Origin of the sequence: Streptomyces sp. NPDC059524 (assembly GCF_042749255.1) — a bacterium.
Classification (GTDB): Bacteria; Actinomycetota; Actinomycetes; order Streptomycetales; family Streptomycetaceae; genus Streptomyces; species Streptomyces xanthii.
In genome coordinates this window covers 22,198-29,577 of the sequence record NZ_JBHYTK010000068.1, presented here as the reverse complement: position 1 = coordinate 29,577, position 7,380 = coordinate 22,198, and the positions used below count along the sequence as shown (strand labels likewise).

At 73.8% G+C, this 7,380-nt stretch carries 8 protein-coding genes; 6 read left to right on the top strand and 2 right to left on the bottom strand.

Going from position 1 to position 7,380, the window contains the following annotated elements; genetic code table 11:
* Positions 1–1,315, bottom strand: a 1,315-nt coding sequence (locus tag ACFW9D_RS20315) for a flavin-containing monooxygenase (protein ID WP_384623587.1), incomplete at its 3' end; no start/stop codon positions are given.
* A 153-nt stretch (positions 1,316–1,468) separates the two neighbouring features.
* On the opposite strand from ACFW9D_RS20315, the gene ACFW9D_RS20310 reads away from it, so the two are divergent.
* Positions 1,469–2,584, top strand: coding sequence for a helix-turn-helix domain-containing protein (locus ACFW9D_RS20310; protein WP_384623586.1), 1,116 nt, complete (start codon positions 1,469–1,471; stop codon positions 2,582–2,584).
* A gap of 11 nt (positions 2,585–2,595) precedes the next feature.
* Here ACFW9D_RS20310 and ACFW9D_RS20305 read toward each other — a convergent pair whose 3' ends face one another.
* Entirely contained in the window at positions 2,596–3,057 is a 462-nt protein-coding gene (locus ACFW9D_RS20305; RefSeq protein WP_384623584.1) for a MarR family winged helix-turn-helix transcriptional regulator, read from the bottom strand.
* Between the two features lie 139 nt (positions 3,058–3,196).
* On the opposite strand from ACFW9D_RS20305, the gene ACFW9D_RS20300 reads away from it, so the two are divergent.
* The 5 genes from ACFW9D_RS20300 to ACFW9D_RS20280 all read left to right on the top strand — a co-directional run.
* On the top strand, positions 3,197–4,411 hold the full coding sequence (locus ACFW9D_RS20300; protein WP_384623582.1) for an MFS transporter: 1,215 nt from the start codon (positions 3,197–3,199) through the stop codon (positions 4,409–4,411).
* A gap of 160 nt (positions 4,412–4,571) precedes the next feature.
* Complete coding sequence (locus ACFW9D_RS20295; RefSeq protein WP_384623580.1) at positions 4,572–5,000, top strand: heme-binding protein; 429 nt, start codon at positions 4,572–4,574, stop codon at positions 4,998–5,000.
* Positions 4,997–5,359, top strand: a complete 363-nt coding sequence (locus tag ACFW9D_RS20290) for a nuclear transport factor 2 family protein (protein WP_384623578.1) — start codon at positions 4,997–4,999, stop codon at positions 5,357–5,359. The genes ACFW9D_RS20295 and ACFW9D_RS20290 overlap by 4 nt, the downstream gene beginning before the upstream one ends.
* 15 nt (positions 5,360–5,374) lie before the next feature.
* On the top strand, positions 5,375–6,205 hold the full coding sequence (locus tag ACFW9D_RS20285; protein WP_384623576.1) for an aldo/keto reductase: 831 nt from the start codon (positions 5,375–5,377) through the stop codon (positions 6,203–6,205).
* Positions 6,206–6,288: 83 nt separating this feature from the next.
* The coding region (locus tag ACFW9D_RS20280; protein WP_384623574.1) for a TIGR03571 family LLM class oxidoreductase at positions 6,289–7,380 on the top strand (1,092 nt) is incomplete at its 3' end.

The window sequence follows — 7,380 nt, the reverse complement described above, 5'->3', positions numbered from 1 at the left end:
GTCCGCCGGATCGCCGCCCTCGCCGTGCGCCGCCGCGAGCACCGCGTCCACCGTCCACCGACCGCCCCGCGCGCCGCGCGCCCCGCCCCCCCGCCGCCCCGCCCGCGCCCGGCGCGCGCGGGCGCCGCGCGCCCCGCTCCTCGGGCGAGGGCAGGGCGTACGTGCCGCCGAGGTGGGCGGCGGCGAGCCGGGCCTGCGCCTCGACGACGGGCAGGGCGGCGCCGGTGGACTGCATGAGCCCGACGAAGCACAGGCTGGGGTCGTCGAGGTGGAAGACCCGCTGGTAGAGGCGCAGACGCTCGGGGTCGGGGCCGAGCCAGCGCTCGGACAGGAACGGGATGGTGACGCGGTAGCCGGTGGCCCACACGATGACGTCCACGGGTTCGCGGCGGCCGTCGGTGAAGACGACGTGGTCGCCGTCGAGGCGTGCGACGCCGGAGCGGGCGGTGACCTCGCCGTGGGTGAGGCGGTGCAGGATCGTGTCGCTGATCGTGGGGTGGTTCTGGAACAGGCCGCCGGCGGGCTCGGGCAGCCCGTAGCTCTGCGGGGTGCCGACGGCGAGCCGCAGCATGGTCTCGGCGACCCGCTGGCGCAGCCGCCAGGGCAGGACGGCGAGGGCTCCGCCGGTCGCGTCGGAGGGCCGGCCGAAGAGGTACTTGGGGACGACGTGGACGCCGCGCCGGGCGGAGAGCAGGACGGGGCCGCGGGACACGTAGGAGGCGTCGACGGCGATGTCCATGGCGGAGTTGCCCATGCCGACGACGAGGACGCGGCGGTCGTGGAAGGCGTCCGGGGTGCGGTAGTCGTGGGCGTGCATCTGGGTGCCGTCGAAGGTGCCCGGGTGGGCGGGCTCGGGGCGGCGGGGGTCCCAGTTGTGGCCGTTGGCGACGACGACGGCGTCGTAGCGTTCGGTGCCGGTGCCGCCGTCGCCCGTCTCATGGGTGACGAGCCAGCCGGGGCCGTCCTCGGCGCGTTCGACGGCGGTGACGGTGGTGCCGAAGCGGATGTGCCCGGCCAGTCCGAAGGTCTCGCAGTAGTCGGCGAGGTATCCGGCGACGAGGTCGGCGGACGGGTAGTCGGGCCAGTCGGCCGGCATCGGGAGGTCTGCGAACTGGGTGCGGCCCTTGCTTGTGTTGAGGTGCAGCGAGGCGTACGCCGGGGACAGGCCGCTGGTGTTGTCGCGCACCCACAGTCCGCCGGGCCCGTCCCCCCGCTCGTATCCGACGGGTTCGGCGCCCGCGTCGAGCAGTGCCTTGACGGTGGCGAGGCCGGCCGCTCCCGCGCCGACGACGGCGACACGACTCGGTGGGGGCATGGTGCGGCTCCTCTACGGCAAGGACGGGGCGGGGGTGGGGTCGCTGTGGCTGCCGCCAACCGTAGGAGTCGTTTCCGCTGATGGACATGTCGTCGGGTACGTGATTCGGGCCCCCCGTTGTGCCCGGCCACAACGGGGGCGAGGATGCCGGGCATGGCACAGGACAGCTGGAGCGGTGTGGTCGACCTCATCGAGCGGGTCGTCGGCGAGGACGATCTGCTGCCCTCCGTGGTGACGGGGGTGCGCAGCTCGGTGCGGGAGGTGGCGGTGCTGCCGGCGGCGGACATCGCGGGGCACACCCGGGCGCTGCTCGTGGCGGCGACGCGCGCGCTGGCGGCGCGGCGCGGGCCGACGGAGGCGGAGCTGTCGTTCGTGGAGGAGCTGGGTTCGACGCGGGCCCGGCAGGGGGTGCCGATCGAGGCGGTGCTCGGGGCGATCCATGTCGCGGAGCGGGCCATCTGGTCCCGGGCCCGGGAGTCGGCGGCCGCGTGCGGGATCGAGGCCACGGTGCTGCTGGACGCGCGGGAGCTGTACGACGACTGGGCGCAGGCGGTGCGGGCCCGGCTGATCGCGGCGCACCGGGCCGCCGACACCGGGCGACGGTCGGCGGGCGGCCGCGATCTGGCGGTGCTGCGCCGGCTCCTCGAAGGGGGTTCGGCGGCGACGCTGGCGGCGGCCGAGGCGGGCCTCCCGGCGGGCGGCGGCCTGTGGGTGCTGGTGGCGCGCCCGGACGACAGCGCGGTCGAGCAGGCGGTACGGGATCAGGGTCCGGCGCTGCTCGCGCACGTGGACGGGCTCCTGGTCGGCGTCTTCGTGCGTCGTCCGGGGGCGCGGGCGGTGCGCGGCGACGGCCGGGCCGGGCTCGCCGGTCCGGCGGAGGCGGAGGAGCTGGGCACGGTACGGCGTCTGGCGCTGGCCGCGCTGACCGCGGCCGAGTCGACGGGGCGGGCGGGCGTCGTGCACGTGGCGGACGTCGCCGTGCTCGCGGCGGTGGCCGACCGGGCCGACCTCGCGGCGATGCTCACGGACCGGCACCGTGCGGCGTGGACGGCGCTGGGCGCGCACGCGGAGCCGGTCGCCTCGGCGGTGCGGGCCTGGCTGGAGTGCGGCCGCGACGTCACGGCGGCGGCCGAGCGGCTCTTCGTCCACCCCAACACGGTCCGCAACCGCGTCCAGCGCTTCGCCGACCTCACCGGGATCGACCCGGGGGACCCGTTCGGCGCGATGACGGCGTGGTGGCTGTGCCGGACGTGGCTCACGCCCACCTAGCCCGGCGCGCTTCAGGCGGCGAGCACGGGTGCGCCCTCGACGGCACGCACCAGCGGCGCGAGCCGCTCGTCCTGTGCCGCCTCGGCGAGGGCTTCGCGCAGGGCGGTCTCGTTGGTGGGGCGGGCTTCGGCGAGGAGCTGGAGTCCCTGGTCGGAGACGTTGGTGTAGATGCCGCGCCGGTCGGTGGGGCACAGGTAGCGCATGAGCAGGCCGCGGTCCTCGAGGCGGGTGACGAGGCGGGTGGTGGCGCTCTGGCTGAGGACGACGGCGTCGGCGACCTGCTTCATCTGGAGGTGGCCGCCCTCTCCGTCGTGCTGACGGCTGAGGACGTCCAGCAGGGAGTACTCGCGCACGCTCAGGTCGTGGCGGGACTGCAGGGCGCGCTCGATGTGGGCCTCGATCCTCCCGTGGAGCAGGGAGAGGGCGCACCAGCCCTGGGCGAGGGCGGTGAGTGCGGGGGCGGTTGCGGTCATGACGACCTCCTTCCGCTCCAATAGTTGCACACGCGGACTACATACATCCAGAGCTTCGTGCACTTGCATTTATCCCGCGCATGCAATTATTGTCTTCCAACGTAAGCGCTCCACGCAACGACCTGGAAGGTATCTCCCCATGCCTCTCGCTCTCCTGGCCCTGGCCATCGGGGCCTTCGGGATCGGCACCACCGAGTTCGTGATCATGGGCGTGCTGCCCCAGGTCGCGGGAGATTTCGGCGTCACCATCCCCACCGCCGGCTGGCTCGTCTCCGGCTACGCGCTCGGCGTCGTCATCGGCGCCCCGCTGCTGACCGTCCTCGGCACCAAGGTGTCCCGCAAGAAGATGCTCATGGCCCTCATGGCGCTCTTCGTCGTCGGGAACACGCTCTCCGCCCTCGCCCCGACCTTCGGCCTGATGCTCGCCGGCCGGGTCGTCGCCTCCCTCGCGCACGGCGCGTTCTTCGGCATCGGCTCCGTCGTCGCCGCCGACCTCGTCGCCCCGCAGAAGAAGGCCTCCGCGATCTCCCTGATGTTCATGGGCCTGACCGTGGCCAACATCGTCGGCGTCCCCGGCGGCACGTACATCGGGCAGGCAGCCGGCTGGCGCGTCACGTTCCTCATCGTCGCCGCGCTCGGCATCATCGGCTTCCTCGGCGTCGCCAGGCTGATCCCCGAGACCGGCCGGCCCGAATCGGTCAGCGTCCGCCGCGAGTTCGCCGCCTTCAAGAACGTCCAGGTCTGGCTCGCCATGGCGATGACCGTCCTCGGCTACGGCGGTGTGTTCGCCGCCATCACCTACATCACCCCGATGATGACCGAGGTCGCCGGCTTCACCGAAGGTGCCGTGACCTGGCTGCTCGTCCTGTTCGGGATCGGCATGTTCCTGGGCAACCTCCTGGGCGGCAGGTTCGCCGACCGGCGCCTGATGCCGATGCTGTTCACCGCCCTCGCCGGGCTGAGCGCCTCCCTGCTGCTCTTCACGGCGACCGCCCACGACAAGGTCCTCGCCGCGATCACCCTCTCCCTGATCGGCGCCCTCGGTTTCGCGACCGTGCCGCCGCTGCAGAAGTGGGTGCTCGACCAGGCCTCGGCCGCCCCGACCCTGGCCTCCGCCGCCAACATCGGCGCCTTCAACCTCGGCAACGCGCTGGCGGCCTGGCTCGGCGGCATCGTCATCACCGCGGGCCTGGGCTACACCTCCCCGAACTGGGTCGGCGCGATCCTCTCCGCCACGGCCCTGGTCCTGGCCTTCATCGCCGCCGCCCTGGACCGCCGCACCCGCCGCGCGTCCGGCCAGGTCGTCACGGGCGCCGCCCAGCCGGCCCCCGTCCAGGTCCCGGCATCTCACTGACACCGCCACACAGGCCGGACACCGTCGCCGGCATCCGCCCGTCGTAGCCGGTCGCGCAGACACCGCGCGACGGAGCCGGAGGTCCCGCGCCCCCGCAGAGGCCGCCGGCCCCACCCTCCGAACCACACCACCCCGCAGCAACCCGGAAAGACCCGCACCCATGAGCTCCGCCACGCCCACCGTCACCCCGCTCACCACCACCGAGGCCGAGACCCTGATCGCCGCGGCCCACCGTGCCGCGGCGGACGCCGGCGTCCCCGTCAGCGTCAGCGTCCTCGATGCCGGCGGTCACCTCCTCGCCTTCCGCCGCGACGACCGGGCCGTCCTGATCTCCGGCGAGACCAGCACCCGCAAGGCCTACACCGCCCTCCAGCTCGACGCCCCCACGGCCGACCTGGTGGACCTGGTCAAGCCCGAGGGCCCCTTCCACTCCCTGCCCACCGCCCTCGACAAGCCCCTCCTGTTCATCGCCGGCGGACTCCCCCTGCACCGCGAGGGCCGTCTGATCGGCGCGATCGGCGTCGGCGGCGGCAGCCCCGAGCAGGACCACGGCTTCGCCGGCACCGCCGTTCAGGAGCTCTCCCGATGACGACGACCGGCACCCCCCGCACCCCGCAGGAGGTCTTCGCCGACCACGGCGCCCGCCTGGGCACCGGCGACCTCGACCTGATCAGCCGGAACTACACCGAGGACGCCGTCTTCGTCACCCCCGACGGAGTCCTCACCGGACGCGACGGCGTCCAGCGGGGCATCGGCCGTCTCCTGGCCGATCTCCCGGACGCCGACTGGCAGTTGACCCCGGCCTTCGCCGGAGACGTGCTGTTCCTCCAGTGGACCGCCGCCACCGGCACCCACGAGGTCACCGACGGCGTCGACACGTTCGTCTTCCGCGACGGACTGATCAGCGCCCAGACCGTCCGTTACACCCTCACCAACCGCACCGTCTGAAAGGCCCGTTCCACCATGGCACCCGTCAGCATCCCCACGGTCACCCTGAACAACGGCGTCGAGATCCCCCAGCTCGGCTTCGGCGTCTTCCAGGTCCCCGACGCCGAGACGACCGCCGCCGTCGCCGCCGCCCTGGAGGCCGGCTACCGCTCCATCGACACCGCCGCGATCTACGGCAACGAGGCGGGTGTCGGCAAGGCCCTCGCCGAGTCCGGCATCGCCCGCGAGGACCTGTTCATCACCACCAAGCTGTGGAACGCGGACCAGGGCTACCGGTCCACGCTCGACGCCTTCGACGCCAGCCTCGCCAAGCTCGGCCTCGACCACGTGGACCTGTACCTCATCCACTGGCCGACCCCGGCCCGCGACCTGTACCGCGAGTCCTGGAAGGCCATCGAGAAGCTGGTCGCCGACGGCCGCGTCCGCGCCGCCGGTGTCTCCAACTTCCAGCCCGCCCACCTCGACCGCCTGATCGAGGACTCCGAGCTGGTCCCGGCCGTCAACCAGATCGAGCTGCACCCCGGCCTCCAGCAGCGCGAGCTGCGTGCCGGGCACGCCGCGCTCGGCATCGCCACCGAGGCCTGGAGCCCGCTCGCCCAGGGCGCTGTCCTCAAGGACGAGGCGATCACCACGATCGCGGCCCGCCACGGCAAGTCCCCGGCCCAGGTCGTCCTGCGCTGGCACCTCCAGCTCGGCAACGTCGTGATCCCCAAGTCGGTCACGCCCGCCCGCATCCGCGAGAACCTCGACGTCCTCGACTTCACCCTCACCGACGACGAGATGACCGCGATCGCCGCCTTCGACCGCGACCTGCGCACGGGCCCGCACCCCGACGAGCTGAACTGACCCACCCGGCCCGGACGGGGCGGCGCCCGACGAGCGTGCCGCCCCGCCCGGGCCACTCCTCACTCCCGAAAGCCGTACGTGTGATGTCTGCCGCCCCCACCGCCCTGAACCGGCTCGTGAACCCAGAGGGCCTGCCGACCCTGGGCCTCGAACTGCCCCTCGACAACGACTGGGGCCCCACCCGGCTGCGCGCCGACCGGCACACGGGCGCCCCGTTCGGCGTCCCCGACCTCACCCGCCACGCCGAACTGGCCGCGCTCGCCGACGAGTCGGGCTTCGCGGGGCTGTGGGTGCGGGACGTTCCGCTGTACGACCCGGAGCACTTCGGTGACGCCGGCTCCGTCTTCGAGACGTTCACGCACCTCGGGCACCTGGCGGCCGTGACCCGGCGCGCCGTGCTCGGCACCGCGGCCGTCGTGCTGCCGCTGCGCCGCCCGATCCTCGTCGCCAAGGCCGCGGCCACCGTGGACGTGCTGTCGGGCGGCCGTTTCGTCCTGGGTCTCGCGAGCGGGGACCGGCCCGTCGAGTACCCCTTGTTCGGCGAGGACTTCCACGCCCGCGGTGCCACGTTCCGCCAGGGCGTCGAGACGCTGCGGGCCGCGTGGGCCCGGCACGCCGGCGGGGCCGGGATGGAGCTGCCCGAGCTCGGCCTCGGCGCGGACCGCCGACTCGACGTGCTGCCGAAGCCGACCGGCGCGACCGTACCGATCGCCGTGGCGGGGCACGCCCAGCAGTCCGCCGAATGGATCGCGCGGAACGCGGACGCCTCGCTCAATTACCCGCGACCACTCGGCGCATTGCGTCTCAAGACACGGGAGTGGCGGGAGCTGACGGGGGACGACGCGTCCAAGCCGTACCTCACGCCCATGCAGTTGGATCTCGCCCGGGACCCGGACGCCGCCGCGACGCCGATCCGGCTCGGCGTGCGGGCCGGCGCCCATGCACTCGTCGAGCATCTCGCGGCGATGGGTGAACTGGGCGTCGCCCACGTCTCGTTCAACCTCCGCCCCGGCGACCGGCCCGTCGAGGAGGTCCTCCACGAGCTCGCCGAGACGGTCCTGCCGCACTTCCCCTCCCCCGGGGGGGGGGGGCCGCGGGTCTTCGGGGGAGGGAGCGCGGCGGGGCTGAGTCGGGGGCGAGAGACGCGACCGGCCTGCCGGCTCGCGGACAGACTA